We start from the raw sequence: 19,990 nt of genomic DNA on the forward strand, positions 1-19,990 counted from the left end.
TTGAGACAAGTGCATTCGCCCAAACGGCGCGAAAAGAACGGATATCGTCACAATTCGCGACTGTGCGCCACGGGAATGCGCCGCTACACATAATGGGTCCGCCTTATCCGACTCGCGAGCACCATTCGGAAGTCGCCTGCCCCATGTCGCAAATTCGTCCGCTCATTCCGCTTCTCGTCACCGCAGGCATCCTCATCGGTGGCAACGGACTACAAGGCACCTTCATTTCGCTGCGGGCGCTGGAAGAAGGCTTTTCGACCTCGCTGATCGGTGTCATCGGCGCCGGCTACAACATCGGCTTCGCGCTCGGCTGCGTCTATGTCACGCGCATCCTGCGCTCGATCGGCCATATCCGCACGTTCTCGGCGATGGCAGCGATCGCGTCGGCGGCGGCGATCGCCATGGTGCTGATCATCAATCCGTTCATGTGGTTCCTGATGCGGCTCGTCGCCGGTATCGCTTTCGCCTGTCTTTTTGCGACCGTCGAAAGCTGGCTGAATGCCAGCGTCACCAATACTAACCGCGCGCGCACGCTTTCCGTCTATCGTCTGGTCGATCTCGGCTCGGTCACCGCGGCCCAATATATCATTCCCGGCGTCGGTATCGGCGGCTTCGAACTCTTCGCGATCATCTCGATGGCATTGACTTTGTCGCTCGTGCCGATTTCCTTTGCCGACCGGTCGAGCCCGGTGGCGCCGGAAGCGATCCGCTTCGACGTCAAGGCGCTCTGGAACATCTCGCCGCTCGCGACCGTCGGCTGCATCGTCGTCGGCCTCACCAACGCCGCCTTCCGCTCGCTAGGCCCCATCTACGCGCAGGGGATCGGCCTCTCGGTGACGGCAATCGCCACTTTCATGAGCGCCGGCATCATCGGCGGCGTGGTGCTGCAATATCCGCTCGGCCATTACTCGGACCAGATCGATCGGCGCCTGATCATCCTGATCGCCACCCTCGGATCATTGCTCGCCGGACTTTTCCTTGCGTTTGGCGCCGGCAATGATGAGTGGCTCAATTTCGCCGGTATCTTCCTCTTCGGCGCCTTCGCCATGCCGCTCTATTCGCTCTGTTCGGCCCATGCCAACGACCATGCGGCGGAAGGTCAGCATGCGCTGGTATCGGCGGGCATGCTGTTCTTCTGGTCGCTCGGCGCCATCATCGGCCCGCTGTTTGCCTCTTTCCTGCTCGAAATTTTCGGTCCGCAGGCGCTGTTCATCTATACCGCCGCGATCCTCTTCCTCTTCATGCTCTACACGGTCAGGCGCATGACAGCGCGCAGCGGCGTTCCCGCGGAAGCGCGCGTCATGCCTTTCCGCAACCTGCTGCGGACCTCATCGTTCTTCAACAAGCTCGCCGGCGGCAACCACGCCCGCAAAGACGACTGATACCAACCTGCGGCAAGATGTGCCTGCGGCAAAGAATTGCTGATTGCGGCGATCAGGTTTAAAAACCGAGCAGTCGTCCTATCCAGTTGCCGAGATTGCCAAAATGTCCCTGATCAGCCGCCGTACGTTCCTCCAGGGCTCTGCCGCTTTGGGAGGCGCCTTCGCATTCGGAGCCGGCATGGCGGCACGCGCCGGTGCGGCACCGGATCCGCAGGTCCTGACGGCACAGCTGACGCAGGCACAGATCGCCTCAGATGGCGTGACACCCAAGGTGATGACCTACGGGCTGGGCGATGCGACCACTAACGGCATGCCGCCTGTCTTGCGGATGCGCATGGGCGAGCCCTATGCCGCAAGACTGATCAACAAGCTCGACGAACCGACGACTGTCCACTGGCACGGACTTCGCATACCCAATGCCATGGACGGCGTGCCCGAGATGACCCAGCCCTATGTCTATCCGGGCGATCCCTTCGACTACATCTTCACGCCGCCGGATGCCGGCACCTTCTGGTATCACCCCCACTGCAATACGCTGACGCAGATGGGAAGCGGGCTGACCGGCGTCATCGTCGTCGAGAACCCGGATGATCCAGTATTCGACGCCGAGATCGTCTTGAACCTGCGCGACTGGCGGCTCGGCAAAGGCGGCGTTTTCATCGACCCGTTCAAACCGAGGGACGCTGCGCGCGGCGGCACCTACGGCACGGTTCGCACCGCAAACTGGCAGCAGGAGCCGAGCTACGACGCGCCGGCCGGCGGCCTCGTGCGGGTCCGTATCGCGGCGACGGATGTCACGCGGATATATACGGTCGGCCTGGAGGGGGCGGAGGCCATGGTCGTCGCGCTAGATGCAAATCCGGTCGACAAGCCCTTCCCGCTCGACCGCTACGACGTCGGCCCGGGCCAGCGCATCGACCTCGTCGTCAGGATGCCCGACAACGAAGGTGCGACGGTGAAGCTCGGCAATCTGCGTGGCTCGCATCCCTGGACGATCGCCAATTTCCGCGCAACGGGCCAATCCTTGAAGCGCGATATCCGCGATGTGGCTGCCCTTCCCGCCAATCCGATCGCCGAGGCGGACCTGTCGGTTGCCACTCGCGTTCCGATCGATCTGACGGCCACGGCAGAACACAAGGCGACGCCGTCGATCTGCGGCTCGCTCGGCTACACCTTCTGGGCAATCAACAAGGTACCGTGGCCGGGCGACACGCCCGATCCGATCGCGCCGATCGAGGAGATGAAGCTCGGCAAGAGCTATGTCCTGCAGATCGCCAATCGGACGCCGCATGCCCATCCGATCCACCTGCATGGCATGAGCTTCCGAATTCTCAATTCGAACAAGCGGACCTTCCTGCCACCACCGACGGACACCATCCTGCTTTTGCCCGACGAACAGGCGGAAATCGCGCTCGTCGCCGACAATCTTGGCGATTGGGTGTTCCATTGCCACATCATCGAGCACCAGAAGACCGGCATGACCGGTTATTTCAAGGTGGTTTGAGATTTTCGATTGTGACGGATGGCATGAAGGGCTACACGAAAAACCTAGCCGCATTTTTGCCACAGTGATTTAAATCCGATGATTGAAACAACCGCAGATCTAGAGGCCGCCTGCCAGCAGCTGGCCCGCTCAAGTTATATTACGATAGACACGGAATTCCTGCGTGAGACCACCTTCTGGCCAGAGCTTTGCCTGATCCAGATGGCAAACCCGGATATGGCCGTCATCGTCGACCCGATGGCCAAGGGCATCGATCTCACGCCGTTCTTCGCGTTGATGGCCAACCCCGACGTGATCAAGGTCTTCCATGCCGCGCGCCAGGATATCGAGATCATTTTCCATCTCGGCAATCTGATTCCGCATCCGATCTTCGACACCCAGGTTGCGGCCATGGTCTGCGGCTTCGGCGACAGCGTCTCCTATGACCAGCTCGTCAACCGCATCAAGGGCGAGCAGATCGACAAGTCCTCGCGCTTCACCGATTGGAGCCGGCGGCCGCTGACCGAGAAACAGCTCGATTACGCGCTGGCCGATGTCACGCATCTGCGCGACATCTATCAGTACCTGAATGCGCAGCTCGAGCGCGAAAGCCGCTCGCTATGGCTTTCCGAGGAAATGGCGATCCTCGAAGCCCGCGATACCTACGACCTGCACCCGGACGATGCCTGGCAGCGCCTGAAAATGCGCGTCAAGAAGCCGATCGAGCTTGCCGTGCTGCAGAAGGTCGCAGCCTGGCGTGAACGCGAGGCACGCAACCGCAACGTTCCGCGCGGGCGTATCATCAAGGACGATGCGATCTATGAAGTCGCGCAGCAGCAGCCGAAGGACACCGAGGCGCTGGCGCGGCTGCGAACCATTCCGAAGGGCTGGGAACGATCGAGCGCCGGGGCTGCGCTGATCGAGGCGGTCAACGAAGCGCTCGCCATCCCCAAGACCGACCTGCCACGGCTGCCGCGGCAGAGCCATACACCTGAAGGCGCAGCCGCCGCCACCGAAATGCTGAAGGTGCTGTTGAAGCTGATCGCCGAGAAGCAGGGCGTGGCTGCCAAGATCATCGCCAACAGCGAGGATCTCGACAAGATCGCCGCCGAGGGCGAGAACGCCGATGTCGGCGCGCTCAAGGGGTGGCGGCGCGAGCTGTTCGGCGATACGGCACTGAAATTGATCAATGGTGAAGTGGCTCTGCGCTTCGTCGACAAGAAGATCGAAGCGATGGAAATCGGTGACTGAAAAACGGACGGGCGGACAACAACTTTCCGCCCGAATCCGGCTCTAGCCAAGGCCCTGCAGCGGGACTGATTCGCAATCGCGTCGAGCAGACATCAGAGCGCTGACGCGTGACACGACAACCAGGGTGTCCGACGCGTTTTTTCTTCGTTGTCCGGGTTCGAGGCTCTTCCGCATGCGCTGGCGTTTCTCCATGTTCGAGGGAATTTTGCTGCTGTTGATCGTCAGTAGCGCCGGCGCCATCTATGCGACGATCGCCTTCGACGGTGGCGGCGGATTGATCGGCGCCACGTACGCATTGTGCGTCTGCGTCCCGATCCTCGCCTTTGAACGGCGCATCATTCTCCGGCGTCTCAACCGCAAGATCCATTCCTATTCGACGCCCGCTTTCTTCCTCGCTTCGATCGCCGTCTATCTGGTGTTTATCGAGCTGGGCTACGGCGTCGCCGGCTTCCTGATGCAGATGAGCGGGCAAATAGACGCGGATTGGAAGGACGCGGTCGTCCCCTCAAGCACGGCGCTTCTGTTCGCCCTGGCGGTCTCGGGCTCGATCGTTTTCGCGCTTCGCGTGCGCGAACTGTTGGGCCGTGACGTGTTTCTGAGCCTTTTGACCGGGCGCTATCGCAAGCCGATGCAGGAGGAGCGCGTCTTCCTCTTCATCGATCTTGCCGGCTCCACCGCCTATGCCGAGCGATACGGCGATCTCAGGATGCAGGAATATCTCAGCAAGCTGTTTGCAACACTTGCCGACCCCGTACTGCGCTATCGCGGCGCGATCGACGACTATGTCGGCGACGCGGCCGTGATTACCTGGCCCTTCGACCGTGCTGTCAAAAACGCCGCCTGCGTGCACTGCGTTTTCGACATTCTCGAAGAGATCGAAGCCGGCGCCCACCGTTGGCGCAAGGAGTTCGGCGAGGTTCCGCGCCTACGGGCAGCGCTTCATGGCGGCACCATCGTCGCCGCGGAAATTGGCGTCGACAAACACAAGATCACCTATTTCGGCGACACGGTGAACACCACCGCTCGCCTCGAAGGCCTGTGCAAGTCACTGAACCATCAGGTGCTGATTTCCACCGACCTCGCCCGCAAGATGCGGCTGCCGCACTATGTCCGCGTGGAAGATCTTGGCGAGCACGCCGTGAAGGGACGCGGGCAGAAGCTCGGCGTCCTGGCGCTTCGGGCCGGGGGCACGCCTGCACCGCCAGTGGCTGTCAATTAGCCGTCAACCGTGCAGTTTTGCACCCTTGGTGATCTTGTCGACCAGCTTCTTGTCGGCATGAATGGCGATGCCGGCGACCTTCGCGCCGTCGGGTCGCGTTTCGGCGAAGACCGCGCGGTTGGCACTGTCGTGGCCGGTCGAAAACATCGCATCGACATAAACAGAGGTTTGTATTTCCCTTTCGATCGCACGGCGTTGAATATTGCCAAGCGTCGCACCATCTGCCGATAACACGATGATCGGCTGAACGCTCAGAGCGTTGTAGATGTGGCCGGCGCCGTCGCGATAGGGTTCGCCGATAATCGCCGGTTTCTGCCCGGCGATGCCGGTTGCCAGAAACGCGGTGACGTTCAGCTTCTGCCAGGTGGCCAGATCGTCGCGCAAAACGATCGCAAACTTGGTGTCGAACATGACGGGTATCTCCATTTCAGGACATCAGGGCGTGCCCAAGGAGGCCTTAACCGAGGACGCAGCGATCAATCTTGAACGATTGTGCGGATCGCCGGGCGATGGCATCCGCGTCGCGGCACCGGTGGACGGCATAGAGCGCATCGAGGCCCGGCTGCACGGCAAGGTCTTCGAGCCGCATCGCCACGACACCTATGCGCTTGGCGTGACGCTTGGCGGCATCCAGACCTTCCAGTATCGTGGCGAGAGCCGCTACAGCACGCCTGGAAGCATCATCATCATTCACCCCGACGAACTGCACGATGGCGGCGCGGGCACGGAAGCGACGCTTCGCTACAGGATGATGTATCTGCAGCCGGAGCGATTGATCGCGGCGCTTGGCGACAGTGGCGGCGCCTTGCCCATCATAGCCGCCCCGGTTGTTGGTGACGTGGCCCTGCGCCAGGCGATCGGCGAGGCCGTCATGGATCTCGACGGCGGTATTGACGAACTCGCGCTCGACGACATTCTTACACGCATTGCAGAAGGCTTGTGCCGCCATGCCGGCACGACAAGCAAGGCTGCCGGCAGGTCGGCCAAGCGGGCGGTTTCGAGGCGACGGACTATCTCAAAGCCAACCTCGATCGCCCGGTCGGCTCGCAGGAACTCGAGGCCGTCAGCGGCCTTGATCGCTTCACCCTCGCCCGCCAGTTCCGCAAGGTTCTCGGCACCAGCCCGCACCGCTACCTTCTGATGCGGCGGCTGGAGCAGGCGCGCCGGATGATTGCCGCCGGTCACAGCCTGGCAGGTGCCGCGCTCGAAACCGGCTTTGCCGACCAGGCCCATTTCACCCGCCATTTCAAACGTGCCTACGGTGTAACGCCCGGGCGCTGGGCGAGCCTGGCGCTCGCCGGCTGAAGCACCGGCGCCGCTGGGTCGTTGCGGCCCGGAACCAGTGTCCGGTCACGCGCAACAATTCGAACTCGGCGAGTTTCTCCCCTCGGGCGCAGCGCCTTTCGTCTGTCATCAAAGCTTCACCAGCCTGTAAGCCAAGCATCACCCAACCGTCATCAAAGCCGCCTATCGGGTTCCCGTACTTTGGCATCCAACCCACGGTGACTTTCATGACCAAAACGCTTCTCGCCGCTGCGGCGCTCACACTTTTGATGACGACGACCGTCCTGGCCGAGGAAAAGGCCTTTCCCGCAACCCTGAAGGCACATGCGATCCTACCGGCAAACACGATCCTGGCAGCACAGTCCGACGCACCGGAATACCTGAAGACATCGGGCAAATTCACCACGGCGGACCGCAAGCGCGCTGACGCGCTCGGCACCGTGCCCGGCAAGGATGGCGTGCGCCCGACCGGCCTTTCACTGCCGTTCAACGGCCAGCCGATGCAGGGCTTCTCCGGCATCAGGGCCATGGAAGACGGCACCTTCTGGAGCCTTTCCGACAACGGCTTCGGCAACAAGCTGAACTCAACCGATGCCATGCTGATGCTGCACCACGTGAAGATGGACTGGGACGCCGGCAAGGTCGAGGCGCTGAAAACACTGTTCCTCACCGACCCGGACCGCAAGGCCCCCTTCCCGATCGTCATAGAAGGTTCCGACAAGCGCTACCTGACCGGCGCTGACTTCGACGTTGAGTCGATCCAGCCGGTCGCCGACGGCTTCTGGGTCGGGGAAGAATTCGGTCCCTATATCCTGAAATTCGATGTCGACGGCAAGCTGACCGACGTCATCGCGACAACAGTTGACGGCAAGCCGGTTATGTCGCCCGACAATCCGACCCTGACACTGCAGGGCGATCCGTCGAAGAAGACACCCGCCTTCAACCTGAAGCGCTCCGGCGGCTATGAAGGCATGGCACTGTCGAAGGACGGCTCCAAGCTCTACGGTCTGCTCGAAGGGCCGATCTGGACCGACAGCGAAACCGTGGAACAGGCCGATGGCCGTCCGACACTACGCGTCATCGAACTCGATGTCGCAGCCAAGGCCTGGACGGGCCGCAGCTGGCTCTATCCGCTGGCCGAAGGCGGCGAGGCAATCGGCGACTTCAACATGCTCGACGACAAGACGGCACTGGTGATCGAACGCGACAACGGCGCGGGCACGCTCGACAAGGCCTGCGCCGATCCGAAGGATCCGAAGCCGGATTGCTTTGCCGTCGGCTCGAAGGTGAAACGTGTCTACAAGATTGCCTTCGATGACAGCAATGTCGGCAAGGCCGTCCGCAAGATCGGTTACATCGACCTCCTGAAGATCGCCGACCCCGACAACAAGAAGCGCCAGGGCGGTGGTGACGGCTATTACGACATGCCGTTCGTGACGATCGAAAACGTCGATCGCGTCGATGACACGCACATCATCGTCGGCAATGACAACAACCTGCCGTTCTCGGCCGGCCGGGCGCTTGATAAGGCCGACGACAACGAGTTCGTTCTGCTCGAAGTCGGCGAATTCTTGAAAGCCGAATAATCAAAAAAGGGCGCGCGGATTTGCGTCCGCGCGCCCCTTCGTCAAAGATCTGAGTGCGTTCAGCTCTCGAACTGGAACGCCAATCTTCTGCCGGTCAGCTTGCCGAGCTGCTGCAGCCGTCCGTCGAGGCGCTCGCCGGCAAATTCCGAATAGGCCGCAGGCACGACGATCTCCAGATCGACATCCGGCAGGGACGATTTGCGGAAGGTCAGATTCCTCGCCACGCCCGGCATCGACGCCGAGAACAGATAGGCGACGCGCAGCAGGCCGCCGAGCAGTTTCGCCAGTTCCAGCAGTCGCGGCGTGGTAATGCCGGTCAGTGCGCCGGTCGCGCCATCGTCGTTCAGGCCTTCGAAGCGATAGTAGTTGGCGAGCGCGATATAGGCCCGCCCCGCATGGGTGATGCCGGAGAAGGTCGAGTGGGCGATGATGTTCAGCGCCTGCAGACCGCGATAGTCCGGATGGGCGCGCCAGCTGATATCGGCGAGCAGGCAGGCAGCCTGGCGATAGCGGCTTTCCTCTTCGGTTTCCTCGACGCCGAAGAACGGCACCATGCGGCCGGTCCAGTCGGCAAGTTCGCGGGCATGCTCGGGGGAACGCGCCCGCAGGATGGCGATTTCGCCGGCGGCGGTCAGCAGCGGATCCTGCGCACGCTCGCTCTCGTTCAGCAGAGAGAAGAGATAGCCTTCGCGCACGCCGAGCGCCGAGAACGAAATCCGCTCCGGCTTCATGATCGACAGTGCTTCCTGCATCGCGATCGCGCCAAAGGGAAGCAGGCTGCGGCGGCTTTTGGAGATCGTCGCATAGGCCGATGGCTTGATGTTCCTCGGCTCGATCACCTCCGGCAGCAGCGCCATCGCCTCGTCGTAGGAGATCTCGTAGCCTTGCATCATATGCAGCGGATAGTTTCGGATTTCCATGTGCAGCTTGGCGATCGAGCGCCAGGTGCCGCCGACGGCATAAAAGGTGCGGCCGGTGCCGGTCTTCAGCACCGGCGAGCTTTTCATGAATTTGCGCACCCAGGTGCGAGCCTTCGGCAGCGAGCCGCCGCTATGCTCGAAGAGGCGGATACCCCCGAGCGGCAGGGTGATGCCCTTGCCGATCTTTGTGCCGCTGACCTCGACAAGTTCCAGCGAGCCACCGCCAAGGTCACCGACCACTCCATCAGGGTCGTGATAGCCGCTGACGATGCCCATGGCGGAGAAATAGGCTTCCTCTTCGCCGGTGAGGATGCGCACCTTGTGGCCGAGGATCGCCTCGGCCTTCTCGATGAAGGCAGGTCCGTTGCTCGCCTCGCGAGCGGCTGCGGTGGCCAGAACATACATGGAGGTCGCACGCGCCTGCTGCGACAGCGCATGAAAGCGATGCAGCGCCCGGAGAGCGCGCTCGACGCTCTCCTCGTCCATGCGTCCGGTGGCATCGATGCCCTTGCCCAGACCGCACATGACCTTCTCGTTGAACAGCATGGCCGGAGCGCGGCTCAGGCCTTCGTAGACGACAAGGCGAATGGAGTTGGAGCCGATATCCACAACGGAAACCGGGCGGATGCCGGGCAGACGCCCCTGCGCTTCAGATTCGACCATGCAATTCCGTTTTACTTGTGCCAGCTGCTCTTCCAGCCGGCAATCAGCTTCGGTGCACTGGACTTCAGGGCTTCACCCCGGCCGGAGAGGCTGGGATTGGTCATGAAATAGTGCTGCGCGTTGAAAGGTTCGGCGTCCTTGCCGACTTCCATCCGGCGAGACGTACCGTCGGGAAGAATTTCGTAGCTCTGCTGGTTATCGATGAGATTGCCCAGCATGATCTGCGAAAGTACCTGTTCGTGCACAGTCCGGTTGATAAGAGGCACAAGCGTCTCAACCCGCCGGTCCAGATTTCGCGGCATCATATCCGCCGAGCCGATATAGACAAGCGCATTCTCCGATGGAAGGCCGTGACCGTTGCCGAAGCAGAATATGCGGGAATGTTCAAGGAATCTGCCGACGATGGACTTGACACGAATATTGTCGGACAGCCCCGGCACCTGCGGCCTCAGGCAGCAGATGCCGCGTACCACCAGGTCGACTTCAGCCCCGGCACGGCTTGCCTTGTAGAGCGCGTCTATGATTTCCGGATCGACGAGCGAGTTCATCTTCATCCAGATCGCCGCAGGCCGGCCGGCCTTGGCGTGCTCGATCTCCTCCTCGATATGCTTGAGGATGCGGGGGCGAAGCGTGTGCGGCGAAACCGCCAGCTTCATGCCGGCTTCCGGCTCGCCGTAACCGGTGATGAAGTTGAAGATGTTCGCCATGTCATGGGCGATGACCGGGTTGCAGGTGAAGAATGACAGGTCAGTGTAGATCTTCGCCGTGACCGGATGGTAGTTGCCGGTGCCGAGGTGGCAATAGGTGCGCAACCGGCCCTCTTCGCGACGCACCACCATCGACATCTTGGCATGGGTCTTGAGTTCGATGAACCCGAAGACCACCTGCACGCCGGCGCGCTCCAGGTCGCGCGCCCAGCGGATGTTGGCTTCCTCATCGAAGCGGGCCTTCAGTTCGACCAGCGCCGTCACGGACTTTCCGGCTTCGGCAGCGTCGACAAGCGCGCGCACAATCGGACTGTCGTTCGAGGTACGGTAGAGCGTCTGCTTGATGGCGACCACTTCCGGATCGCGCGCCGCTTGCAGCAGGAACTGCACCACGACGTCGAAGGACTCATAGGGGTGGTGGACCACCATGTCCTTTTCGCGGATCGCGGCAAAACAATCGCCGGCGTGTTCGCGCACGCGCTCGGGGAAGCGCGGATTGTAAGGTTCAAAGCGCAGATCGTCGCGCGGCGCCTTGGTGATTTCCGACAGCGTGTTCAGCGCCAGAAGCCCCGGCAAAACGGCGACGCGGTTTTCCGGAACGCTGAGTTCTTGAACGACGAACTGGCGCAGCGAAGCGGGCATTTCCGAATCGAGCTCGATGCGGATCACCGATCCGCGACGACGACGCTTCAGCGCCGTTTCGAAGAAGCGCACCAGATCTTCGGCCTCTTCTTCGACTTCGATATCGCTGTCTCTGATGATGCGGAACGTGCCCGAGCCCTTGACCTCGTAGCCTGGGAACAGCCGTTCGATGAACTGACTGACCATGTCTTCGAGCGTGATGTAGCGGATGACGTTCTTGAAATCGGGCAGGCGGATGAAGCGGTCGAGCGCCACCGGCAGGCGCAAGAGCGCCGTCATTGGCTCACGGCCGGTCTTGCTGACGAGCTGCAGGCCCATCGAGAACCCGAGGTTCGGGATGAACGGGAACGGATGCGCCGGGTCGATCGACAGCGGCGTCAGCACCGGAAAGATCGCCTGGTCGAATTCGTTGGCAAGCCAGCTTTTGTCCTGCGCCGACAAGGACGCCGGGCGGACGATGAGGATATCTTCCTTGGCCAGATACTGCTGCAGGACGGCGAGCGACGCCTGCTGCTCCATCTGCAGGTTGTCGATTTCCTTGAGGATGTCTTCGAGCTGTTCGGCCGGCGTCTTGCCATCAGGCGACCGCATGGCGAGCCCCTGCCGCACCTGGCCCTCGAGGCCGGCGACGCGCACCATGAAGAACTCATCAAGGTTGGCGGCCGAAATCGACAGAAAGCGGACACGCTCCAGGAGCGGATGCGCCGTGTTCAGGGTCTCCTCAAGCACGCGGCGATTGAATTGCAGCCACGAAAATTCGCGATTGATGAACCGTTCCGGGCTGGAGAGCAGGTCTAGCTCCTCCGCGGCCTGTTTGTTCTCATTCACCGCAGACGTCGCATTATCCATTACCGGTCAGACCCCATTTCTTCGCATGCAGGAACTATAACAGTTTGACGACGGAACTGTGACAATCAATCGGAATGGCGTTGATTTCCAAGCTCTTCCAGGACTTCGGCGGCAAGCGATCGGGTCAGCTTGACGCCGCGGGCGAGTGCCAGCCTGTCGATGCGTTCGACGATCGTCTGGGCAGCCTCGAGCGAGCGTTCCATGCGCTGGACGATATAGCCGACGAGCCTTTCGTCGATGAAAAGCTGGCGATCGGCAAAGAGCTTGATCAATACCTGCGTCAACAACTCATCGTCGGGCTCGCCGATCTCGACGACGGTTGCTGCTTTCAGGCGCGAGCGCAGGTCCGGAAGAACGACCGGCCAGGACATCGGCCACAGGCGCGAGGTCATCAAGAGGCCCGTGCCATGCTGGCGAACGCTGTTGATGACATGAAACAGGGTGGTGTCGTCGAACCCCTGACGGTCGGCATCCTCGAACAGCACAGGACCGTTGGCGGCGATCAACGCCACATCCGAGTCCGCAACCGGGTGGATCGCCCGCGCGCCCGCCCTCTCCTTCCAGATGCTGGCGAGATGCGATTTTCCGGAACCGATCGGGCCGGCGATGATGACAACCGGCGACGGCCAGTCTGGCCAGTGATCGACGATCGCGATCGCCGCGCTCAACCGATCGGAAACGAGCAGATCCTCACGACCCGTTGCCGGGTCGTGGTCGAATGCCAGAGGCAGTTGTTCGAAGGGACGTTTTGTCATGCTGTACTCGGGACAAGGATGGGACTATCAGCCGGGCTGACTGCCCTTTGCCTTCTTCGCCGCGACCTTTCCATGCCCATGGTAGAGATCGCTATCAAGGTATCGCTGGATGCCGAAGCGAACAAGCACGCCGATGGCGGCGGCCGCGGGAACCGCAACCAGAAGCCCGACGAAACCGAAGAGGGCACCGAAGGCAAGAAGCGCGAACATCAGCCAGACCGGATGCAGGCCGACGCTCTTGCCCACCAGCTTGGGCTGCAGGATGTTGCCTTCGAGGAACTGGCCGCTGAAGAAGATGGCAGCGACAAGCCCGATCCAGAGATAATCGGGCCAGAACTGTACAAGCGCGACGCCGACGGCCAGCACCAGACCGACCATCGATCCGACATAGGGGATAAAGCTGATCATGCCGGCAAAGAGGCCGATCAGCAGGCCGAAATTGAGACCGACGAGCGACAGGCCGATGCCATAGTAAAGGCCGAGGATGATGCAGAGCGAGCCCTGGCCGCGAACGAAGCCGGCGATCGTCGTGTTCATGTCCCGGGCGATCTGGCGGACGACGCTGACATAGTCGCGCGGAACCCAGCTATCGACCCGGTTGACCATCCGGTCCCAGTCGAGCAGCAGATAGAAGGCGACGACCGGCGTGATCACGAACAGCGACAGAATGTCGAGCAGCGCCATGCCAGAGTTCCAGAGCTGCTGGAACAACGTGCCGAGGAAGCTCGCGCCCTGCTCCAAAAGCTTGGCTGAATTCTGCTTGATCGCCGTCATCTGGTCCGCCAGCCATTGTGGCAGCAGCGTCGACTGGCTGTCGGTCAACAGCGCCTGCAGCTTGGAGATGTAACCGGGCATCTTCTGAATGAAGTCGGCGGCCTGGGTGAAGATCACCGGGATGATGATCATCAGCGACAGGGCGAAGATCACCACGAAGCCGATGAGGATCACCACCGTCGCCATCAGCCGACTGAGGCCGAGGCGCTCAAGGCGGTCGGCGACCGGGTCGAGGAAATAGGCCAGTGCCATGCCCGCGAGGAACGGCAGCAGGATCGAGCTGAAAACCATCAGGAAGGCGATGAAGGCGGCGAGCACCAGCAGCCAGAAGATAACCTGGCGCTGTAGTCCCGAACCGCTGACTTTTATGTCCATGGTGTTCCCCGTAACACGCCAAGCATGCCTTTACCGCATCATATTCTGTATGAGGAGATAGGTGGCGTGGCGCGCACCGGTCAAGTCCGCGTGCTTCTCAGCCCGGTAAATTGAACCCTCCATACCGTTCTTGCCGGTGGGATATGGGCAAAATGTTGAAAAAAGGCCGAGAAGGCAGGCTGTCGGCTTGCACTCCCTTGCCCATCGTGCCAATCGCATCCGCAAAATACCTGTCGCGCGACCAGCCTTGGAGAACCAGCATGAGCCAGTCGGGAAAGAACGGCCTCACCTACAGTGACGCAGGCGTGGATATCGATGCCGGCAATCTGATGGTGGAGAAAATCAAGCCGCATGTGCGCTCGACCCGGCGCCCGGGTGCCGACGGCGAGATCGGCGGCTTCGGCGGCCTGTTCGACCTGAAGGCCGCCGGTTTCACCGACCCGGTGCTCGTTGCCGCCAATGACGGTGTCGGCACCAAGCTCAAGATTGCCATCGACGCCAACAAGCACGACACCGTTGGCATCGACCTCGTTGCCATGTGCGTCAACGACCTGGTGGTCCAGGGTGCCGAGCCGCTGTTCTTCCTCGACTATTTCGCCACGGGCAAGCTCGATCCCGATCAGGGTGCCGCAATCGTTGCCGGCATTGCCGCCGGGTGCCGCCAATCCGGTTGCGCATTGATCGGTGGCGAGACCGCGGAAATGCCGGGCATGTATTCCGGAGGCGACTATGACCTTGCCGGCTTCGCTGTCGGTGCGGCCGAACGCGGCCAGCTGCTTCCAGCGGGTGACATTGGTGAAGGCGACGTCATCCTCGGCCTTGCATCGTCAGGCGTTCACTCCAACGGTTACTCTCTCGTTCGCAAGATCGTCGCGCTGTCGGGTCTTGCCTGGGATGCACCTGCCCCGTTTGGTGAAGGCACGCTTGCCGATCTCCTGATGACGCCGACGCGCATCTATGTGAAGCCGCTCCTGAAGGCGATCCGCGAAACCGGCTCGATCAAGGCGCTGGCGCATATCACCGGCGGCGGGTTCCCCGAGAACATTCCGCGCGTGCTGCCGAAGCATCTTGCAGCCGAGATCGATCTCGACGCCATCAAGGCGCCGAAGGTCTTCTCCTGGCTTGCCCAGACCGGCGGCGTCGCGGCCAACGAAATGCTGCGCACGTTCAACTGCGGCGTCGGCATGATCGCCGTCGTTCCGGCGGAAAAGGCGCAGGACGTTGCAGCCGTGCTGGAAGCCGAGGGCGAAACCGTCTTCACGCTCGGCCGCATGGTTGCCCGCGCCGAAGGCGCGCATGGCACGATCTACAAGGGCAGCCTCGCCCTATGATGAACGACGTGACGGCAGGCAGGAAAAAAGTCGTCGTCTTGATCTCGGGCGGCGGCTCCAACATGCTTTCGCTGGCCAAAGCTGCCGCCGAGCCTGGTTTTCCGGCCGAGATCGTCGCAGTGATTGCCGACAAGGCCGATGCCGGAGGCCTTGCCAAGGCTGCAGCGCTCGGCATCCCAACCTATGCGTTCCTTCGCAAGGATTTCGACAGCAAGGATGCGCACGAGGCGGCGGTCCTTGCCGAACTCGAGCGGCTGTCTCCCGATATTATCTGCCTTGCCGGCTATATGCGGCTGTTGTCGGCGAACTTCATCCAGCGCCACGAAGGCCGGATCATCAACATTCATCCGTCGCTTCTGCCGCTCTTTCCGGGTCTCCACACCCATCAGCGCGCCATTGACGCCGGCGTGAAAGTGGCGGGATGTACGGTGCATTTCGTCACCGAGGGCATGGATGAGGGTCCGATCGTCGCGCAGGCGGTCGTACCGGTTGTCGACGGCGACACGGCCGACACCCTTGCCGCTCGCGTGCTGACGGTCGAGCACCGCACCTATCCGATGGCGCTCAGGCTGCTGGCGGAAGGCAAAGCCTGGATGGAAGACGGACGGGTCGTCACGCAGGGCATCAGTCCCGTGCCCGCGTCTTCAACTCTGATTTCGCCGGCCGTATAAACCACCACTACTTTGCCGAAGCCAACCGCCGGTCGAGCGCGTCGAGCACACGCCGGGTCAAGGCGGGATAGTCCTCGTCGAAATGGTGACCGCCTTCGATCGCGACGACATCGACGCCCGCGCCCTTCAGGTCAGGGCAGGCGTCGTCTTCTTCCTCGGTGCCGTGAATGCACTGCACCAAAGAGGGGTCGATGTGCTTGATATCGTCGAGCGGATCGCCGCCATCGCCCTGCCCGGCCGCGCCGAGCCAGCCAAGCACCGAAATCTTGTAGTCGACCTGATGCGATAGCGCCATCAGCGTGACCTGCCGCACATGGGCGCGCTCTGCGGGCGGGAGCAGATTGAAAGTGCGTGGCAGGATATCGGCACCGAAGGAGTAACCGATCAAGAGAACATTGCGGACGTTCCAGCGCTTGCGATAGTAGCTCATCACCTTGGCGAGATCGTCGGCCGTCGCCTGCGGTTCGCGCTCGGACCAGAAATAACGCAGAGAATCGATGCCGACGACAGGGACACCTTGCTGCTGCAGGACGTCTCCGACCTGCTTGTCGATATCGCGCCAGCCGCCATCGCCGGAATAGATCACCGCCATGGTGTCGCGTGTCGGCTTGGTATCGAGCACCGTCAGGGGCAAGCCGAATGGATTGTCTGCCGCGCTCTCGCTGTCGATCAGATCCGTCAGATGACCTGATAGCGCCGCATAGGCTTCGTCGTCGCTGTCTTCCTGCGTGATATCAGGGTGTTTTTCGATGAGTTTAGCCACATGGCTTCGGCCGTCGTCGGATGCCGTCGGCGTAAAGACGACGGAGATCGGGTCCGGCAGGGCACCGTCCGTCAGGCCGTACACCATGCGATCGGCCTTCAAGGTCTTCTCCGCCGGCGTGCAGAGCTGCTTCGTCAGCGCAACGCCTTCCTCCGGATCGACCGCAAGCGTCTGGCCGATGGTCGCAGCCGGCGTCTGTGCGGCGATGGCCAGCGCCATGGCCCCGCCCGCTCCGACCCCGGCCACAATCGGCGGGAGGTAGGCATCGCTCTTGAGGACGCGCTGGACCTGCTGGCTCAACGCTTCGATATCCGACACCGTGTAGATGCAGTCGCCGTCGTCCTTGGCGAGCGAGGCAAGATAGGCCTTGAGGTCGATACCGATGACGACCGCCTTGTCGTCGACAAGGGCGCGAGCGACCGCATCTTCCTTGTCGCTCCAGCCATCCGCATTGGACAGCAGAACAACAAGGGCGGATGCCTTGTCCTTCGGGACGAGGATATGGGGTGCCGGGATCATGCCGGTGTCGTAGGTCGCCGCCGTCTCCTGCCCTAAAGCCGGTGCAACCGTCGCGATGGCGAGAAGGGCGGCACCTGCCAGAGGCTTCCAGATCATCGGGATCCGCATCATTTCTTCATCACTCCCTTGAGGCCGCCGCCGATCAGGAATGTTACATCCATCAAGGCAAGGATCGGATTGATGCCGCCGCTCGCCACGAGATAGCGCGGCTGCCAATGGGGGTGGAACTTCGACTTGAAGGCGCGAAGTCCCTTGAAATTGTAGAAGCGTTCGCCGTGCTCGAAGAAGGTTCGCCCTGCCCGATCCCAGACCGGCGCGATCTGGCGCGAGGACATACCAGACAGCGGCGCCATGCCAAGATTGAAGGTCCGGTACCCCTCGGCCTTCAGATATTCCATCACCTTCGCGAACAGGAAATCCATCGATCCCTTGGGGGCATCCGGCGAGAAGCGCATGAGATCGACGGTGCCTTCCTGCTTGGTTGCCGTCACCAGGATATTGGCGAAGGCGACGATCCGTCCCTCGTAGGTGAGGATCGCGACCGGCTGTTCGGCCAGATACTCAGGATCGAAAGCCCCAAGCGAAAAACCCTTTTCCTTGGCATTGTGATGGGCAAGCCATGCATCGGAAATCGCCGTCAATTCGCCCATGATCGCCGGAACGTCTGCTGGAGCCACCATTTTGAACTCCAGCCCGTCGCGCTGGGCGCGGCTGACCTGCTGGCGCAGATTGGCCCACTTGCCGCCCTTCATCTCGAAACGGGCGAGATCGACATGGGCGAGCTCGCCGAGCCTGAAGGCGCGAAGTCCCGCATCGGCATAGTAGGCGAGCCCAAGTGGCGAAACCTGATAGAACACCGCGCGGCAGCCGCTGGCGCGGGCCCTCTCGAAGAACTGCCAGATCAGTTCCGGCCAGGCATCGACCGGCCCCACCGGGTCGAACAGCGCGATCCACGAGCGGGCGCGCTGGCCATACATGATGAAGGCGCGACCATCGGCGGAAAACATCAGGCTCTTGTCTCCCATGCGCACCAGATTGGCATCGGACATGTCCTGCGCCTCGACGATCGCCAATGCCCGCTCCATGGCATCGTCGGTTGCCGGCTCCGCGCCTGAGGCCGCCGGGCGCATCAGGCTCCAGATGGCAACAGCGCTGGCGCCGATCGTCACACCCAGAAGCGCACGCAGGCCGCGCGGCGCCTCGGCAGAGAATTCGAACTGCCACCAGAGTTCATGGCTGTATTCGACGTCGCGATAGACGAACAGCAGGACGACCAGCCCACCCAGGCAGATCACCCCGAGTGCCGTCAACCACGGCAGCGTCAGCGCCTGGCCGAAGAGCGAAGCCGGCCGAACAAACAGACGGCGGCTGGCGAGGAGACCGACGAGAAAGAAGGCAAGCATGCCGGCCTCGACCAGCGCGATCGCCTTGATCAGCGAAAGCAGCAGTGCGGCAACGGCGATTGCGACCGACGCCCACCAGGCGCCATCGAGCCGCTGTGCGAGCCCGCGCGAGACGATGACGAGCGCAAGGCCGAGCAAGCTTGCCAGAAAGTGCGCGCCCTCGACGATCGGCAGCGGCAGCAGACCCTCGAGGAAGGCGAGATTCTCATCCGGCGTCGGCGTGACGCTCGACAGCACCAGCATGATCGCCAGCACGATGCCGAGTGTTGCCAGGAGAAGCGGCGTGATACGGCCGCCGATACGGCGCACGCTGGAGGCGACGGGATGGCCGGAAAGCTGACGAAGCTCGGTGCCGATGACAACCGCGATCGCGATCAGCAGCGGCAGCACGTGATAAATGACACGGTAGAGAACCAGCGCACCGAGGATCGTGTCGACATCGGCGCTGTGACCGAGCGTGGCGATGATGATCGTCTCGAAGACGCCGAGCCCGGCCGGAACATGGCTGAGAACGCCGATACCGACGGCAAGCGAATAGATCGCCAGGAAGGCGGGCCAACCGATTGTGCCCGCCGGAAGCAGCACGTAGAGCACCGTCGCCGATGCCGCCAGATCCAGCGCCGTGACGAGGAACTGGCGCGAGGAGGTGCGCGAATCCGGCAGGCGCAGTGTGAAGCGCCCGAGGCTGACCTCATGACCGTCACGCGCCTTGACGAAGACAGCGAGCACGACGCCGAGAATGGCAACCGCGATCATCCGCAGCCAGAAGGGGTTAAGACCCGTCAAGGGCGCCACATATTCGCCGACGGCGAGCAGGCTCAGGCACGTGACCGTCAAAAGCCCAAGGCCGAAGGCGAGCGTCACGAAGGCGATGATCCGGGCGATGTTTTCCGGCTCGATGCCCAGCCGCGAATAGGACCGGTAGCGGATGGCGCCGCCACTCAAGGCGCCAAAGCCGGCCGTGTTGCCGACCGCATAGGCGCAGGCCGCCGTCAACGCGACATCGGCATAGGGCAGCTTGCGCCTGACGTAATCAAGCGCGCCGACATCGTAGAAGGTGAGCGCGAAAAAGCTCAAGGCGGTGAAGAACACCGCCGCGGCGACAGAGGTCCAGCTGGTATCTGCAAGCGCCTGGACCACGTCGCCGTACTGCACTTCGGAGGTCAGATGAAAGATCGCCAACCCGAAGAGGGCGATCACCAGCAATGTCGCAAGTGCCTGCAGATAGCGCCGGTTACGGCGCAGAAAGGGTCTCCATCCTACCTCGATCTGCTGATCGTCGTTGGCTGCACGTTCCGTAAGGGAGGACGTCATGGGTTGCCCATGTCATTGATGAAGACATCAGCGCTGTAGCCTACCCGAGAACGATCAAAAAGTGAAATATCCGTAATGTATTGTTCTCTTATAAAACAA

At 61.9% G+C, this 19,990-nt stretch carries 15 protein-coding genes and 1 pseudogene; 9 read left to right on the forward strand and 7 right to left on the reverse strand.

The window, feature by feature from the left end; all coding sequences use genetic code 11:
• The first annotated feature begins 143 nt into the window (after positions 1-143).
• The 4 genes from ASD00_RS35095 (at position 144) to ASD00_RS35110 (ending at position 5,335) form a co-directional block, all read left to right on the forward strand.
• The gene (locus ASD00_RS35095) at positions 144-1,382 is read left to right on the forward strand and encodes an MFS transporter (protein WP_025426504.1); all 1,239 of its coding nucleotides are present in this window, start codon (positions 144-146) and stop codon (positions 1,380-1,382) included.
• A 103-nt stretch (positions 1,383-1,485) separates the two neighbouring features.
• The gene (locus ASD00_RS35100) at positions 1,486-2,886 is read left to right on the forward strand and encodes a multicopper oxidase family protein (RefSeq protein WP_025426503.1); all 1,401 of its coding nucleotides are present in this window, start codon (positions 1,486-1,488) and stop codon (positions 2,884-2,886) included.
• A 78-nt stretch (positions 2,887-2,964) separates the two neighbouring features.
• Positions 2,965-4,116 (forward strand): ribonuclease D, encoded by a 1,152-nt coding sequence (gene rnd, locus ASD00_RS35105; RefSeq protein WP_038575996.1) that lies wholly within the window; start codon positions 2,965-2,967, stop codon positions 4,114-4,116.
• 172 nt (positions 4,117-4,288) lie between these two features.
• Positions 4,289-5,335 (forward strand): adenylate/guanylate cyclase domain-containing protein, encoded by a 1,047-nt coding sequence (locus tag ASD00_RS35110; protein WP_025426502.1) that lies wholly within the window; start codon positions 4,289-4,291, stop codon positions 5,333-5,335.
• Between the two features lie 3 nt (positions 5,336-5,338).
• Here the strand turns inward: ASD00_RS35110 and ASD00_RS35115 are convergent, their stop codons facing one another.
• A complete protein-coding gene (locus tag ASD00_RS35115; RefSeq protein WP_057211443.1) occupies positions 5,339-5,746 on the reverse strand; it encodes a DUF2000 family protein in 408 nt (135 codons plus the stop codon).
• Between ASD00_RS35115 and ASD00_RS42195 the strand changes: the two are divergent.
• From ASD00_RS42195 to ASD00_RS35125, 3 genes and pseudogenes are all read left to right on the forward strand, one after another.
• Positions 5,745-6,200 (forward strand): annotated as a pseudogene (locus tag ASD00_RS42195) (AraC family ligand binding domain-containing protein); the annotation flags it as partial. The gene ASD00_RS35115 and the pseudogene ASD00_RS42195 sit on opposite strands and share 2 nt — an antisense overlap.
• Positions 6,201-6,274: 74 nt before the next feature.
• Positions 6,275-6,640, forward strand: a complete 366-nt coding sequence (locus ASD00_RS42200) for an AraC family transcriptional regulator (protein WP_239637567.1) — start codon at positions 6,275-6,277, stop codon at positions 6,638-6,640.
• Positions 6,641-6,846: 206 nt separating this feature from the next.
• The gene (locus ASD00_RS35125) at positions 6,847-8,205 is read left to right on the forward strand and encodes an esterase-like activity of phytase family protein (RefSeq protein ID WP_057211444.1); all 1,359 of its coding nucleotides are present in this window, start codon (positions 6,847-6,849) and stop codon (positions 8,203-8,205) included.
• 59 nt (positions 8,206-8,264) lie between these two features.
• On the opposite strand, the gene ppx is transcribed toward ASD00_RS35125, so the two are convergent.
• The 4 genes from ppx to ASD00_RS35145 form a co-directional block, all read right to left on the reverse strand.
• Positions 8,265-9,788 carry an exopolyphosphatase gene (gene ppx, locus ASD00_RS35130; RefSeq protein WP_025426499.1) on the reverse strand — a complete coding sequence of 508 codons (1,524 nt, stop codon included), beginning with the start codon at positions 9,786-9,788 and terminating at the stop codon, positions 8,265-8,267.
• Between the two features lie 11 nt (positions 9,789-9,799).
• Entirely contained in the window at positions 9,800-11,986 is a 2,187-nt protein-coding gene (locus tag ASD00_RS35135; RefSeq protein WP_025426498.1) for an RNA degradosome polyphosphate kinase, read from the reverse strand.
• Positions 11,987-12,051: 65 nt separating this feature from the next.
• On the reverse strand, positions 12,052-12,741 hold the full coding sequence (gene hdaA / locus ASD00_RS35140; protein ID WP_025426497.1) for a DnaA regulatory inactivator HdaA: 690 nt from the start codon (positions 12,739-12,741) through the stop codon (positions 12,052-12,054).
• A 27-nt stretch (positions 12,742-12,768) separates the two neighbouring features.
• Positions 12,769-13,890: an AI-2E family transporter gene (locus tag ASD00_RS35145; RefSeq protein ID WP_038575993.1), complete on the reverse strand. Its 1,122-nt coding sequence runs from the start codon at positions 13,888-13,890 to the stop codon at positions 12,769-12,771.
• 260 nt (positions 13,891-14,150) lie between these two features.
• Between ASD00_RS35145 and purM the strand changes: the two genes are divergently transcribed.
• Entirely contained in the window at positions 14,151-15,221 is a 1,071-nt protein-coding gene (gene purM, locus ASD00_RS35150) for a phosphoribosylformylglycinamidine cyclo-ligase (RefSeq protein WP_025426496.1), read from the forward strand.
• Positions 15,221-15,892, forward strand: coding sequence for a phosphoribosylglycinamide formyltransferase (gene purN, locus ASD00_RS35155; protein WP_025426495.1), 672 nt, complete (start codon positions 15,221-15,223; stop codon positions 15,890-15,892). Before purM ends, purN begins: the two co-directional genes overlap by 1 nt.
• A 7-nt stretch (positions 15,893-15,899) precedes the next feature.
• Here purN and ASD00_RS35160 read toward each other — a convergent pair whose 3' ends face one another.
• Positions 15,900-17,285, reverse strand: a complete 1,386-nt coding sequence (locus tag ASD00_RS35160) for an AcvB/VirJ family lysyl-phosphatidylglycerol hydrolase (RefSeq protein ID WP_025426494.1) — start codon at positions 17,283-17,285, stop codon at positions 15,900-15,902.
• Complete coding sequence (gene mprF / locus ASD00_RS35165; protein WP_057211446.1) at positions 17,282-19,891, reverse strand: bifunctional lysylphosphatidylglycerol flippase/synthetase MprF; 2,610 nt, start codon at positions 19,889-19,891, stop codon at positions 17,282-17,284. Before mprF ends, ASD00_RS35160 begins: the two co-directional genes overlap by 4 nt.
• Positions 19,892-19,990 lie beyond the last annotated feature (99 nt).

The organism is Ensifer sp. Root31 (genome assembly GCF_001424825.1).
In the GTDB taxonomy this organism is placed as follows: domain Bacteria; phylum Pseudomonadota; class Alphaproteobacteria; order Rhizobiales; family Rhizobiaceae; genus Ensifer; species Ensifer canadensis.